General features: G+C 77.1%; 1 protein-coding gene. It reads right to left on the reverse strand.

Going from position 1 to position 1,885, the window contains the following annotated elements; genetic code table 11:
• Positions 1-3 precede the first annotated feature (3 nt).
• Complete coding sequence (locus MTQ10_RS30120; protein WP_247473748.1) at positions 4-1,818, reverse strand: GTPase; 1,815 nt, start codon at positions 1,816-1,818, stop codon at positions 4-6.
• Positions 1,819-1,885: the final 67 nt, after the last annotated feature.

Consider the following 1,885-nt stretch of genomic DNA (forward strand, 5'->3'; position numbering starts at 1 on the left):
GTCTCAAGGCGCCCCCACTCCCACCCCGGACACCCGCGCGTACTGCTCCCGCACCTCCCGGTACCGCAGCAGCTCCGCCGCCACCGGGTCCAGCACGCGAGCCCGGCCGCACCCGGCTGCCGCCTCTCTCAGCCTGCGCTCGGCCTCCTGCCCGTACCGCCGTGCCGGTCCGCGCGCCGCCATCCGGCAGCCCCACTCCACCAGCGGCCCCCCGACGATGCCGGCGATCATCAGCAGCACCGGCACGCCCAGGTTCGGGGACATCACCCCCACGATCTGCCCCACCAGCCACAGCCCGCCGACGACCTGCAACAGCGTCATCGCGGCCTGCGCCAGCACCGCCGCCGGCCACCAGCCCGGCCTCGGCGGCCGGCCGGGGGGCAGCCCGGCCCGCGCGGCCAGCGCGTCCAGTGCTTCGGGCAGCCCCTGCGAGCCGCGTACGGCCGCTTCCCGCACGGCCTGCGCCCAGGGCGCGGGCAGCCCGGCCGACGCCCGGTCCGCGACCGTACGCACCGCGTGCTCCACCCGCTGCCGCGCCGTGGCCTCCTCCTCGGCCTGCGAGCGCAGCGGCAGCCGTCCCGTGGGAGGTTCGCGCCGGTCGTTGATCCAGCGCCACAGCCGCAGCCACGGCGTTCCGCAGGCCCGGTTGGCGTTGCGCAGCCAGGCCCGTTCGGCGGCCTCGCCCGCCGCCGTCGCACCGACGGCGTCCGCGAGCCGCGCCGCGAACTCCTCACGGGCCTCCTCGGTCAGCCCCGTGCGCTGCCGGGCCGCGTACACCGGCCACAGCCCGGCCGCCGCCGCGTCCACGTCGGCGGAGATCCGGCGGGCCGCGGCCCCCCGCTCGGCGACGAACTGGCCGAGCGCTTCCCGCAGTTCCGGTACACCGTCCCCGGTGAGCGCGGACAGGGACAGCACGGTCGCGCCGGGCTCGCCGTACTCGCCGAGCGCGATGCCGTCCTCGTCGAGCAGCCGCCGCAGATCGTCCAGGACCAGCTCGGTCGCCTCACCGGGCAGCCGGTCGATCTGGTTGAGCACGACGAACATCACCTCGGCGTGCCCGGCCATGGGCCGCAGATAGCGCTCGTGCAGCATGGCGTCGGCGTACTTCTCGGGGTCGACGACCCAGATCACGGCGTCGACCAGGCGCAGGATGCGGTCCACCTGCTCGCGGTGCTGCACGGCGGCGGAGTCGTGGTCGGGCAGGTCGATCAGGACGAGGCCGCGCAGCTGCGCCTCCATCTCCGGGCTCTGCACGGGGCGGCGCCGCAGCCGGGGCGGGATGCCGAGCCGGTCGATGAGACCGGCGGCGCCGTCGCTCCAACTGCACGCGATGGGCGCGGAGGTCGTCGGCCGGCGTACGCCCGTCTCGGAGATGGTCGCTCCGGCGAGCGCGTTGAACAGCTGGGACTTGCCGCTTCCGGTGGCGCCCGCGATGGCGACGACGGTGTGCCGGCCCGAGAGCCTGCGGCGCGCCGCCGCCTCGTCCAGCACCCGCCCGGCCTCGGAGAGGGTGCGGCTGTCCACCCGCGTACGGGAGAGCCCCACCAGCTCGCGGAGCGCGTCGAGCCGCGACCGCAGCGGCCCGTCGTACGCCAGCGGCACGACCCCTTGCGGTCCTCCGCCCCCGCTTCCCCGGGTCTCGGCCACGACGACCGTCTCGGCACCGGCGCCCTCGGCGGCCCGCCGCGCGATCAGCCCGTCGTCCCAGGCGGGCGCCCCGGTGCCGGGGCCGGGGTCGGAGGCCGGGAGGGAACCCGTCCCGGAGCCGGTGGGCGCCGATCCGCTGCCGGCACCGGACGATCCGCCACGACGTGACACCGCACGGTCACCACCCGCGTCGCTCCCCTTCGCCTCGCCGGCCTCGCCCGCCTCGTCGCCCCCGCCC

This window comes from Streptomyces sp. XM83C, assembly GCF_023072675.1.
GTDB classification, from domain to species: Bacteria; Actinomycetota; Actinomycetes; order Streptomycetales; family Streptomycetaceae; genus Streptomyces; species Streptomyces thermocoprophilus.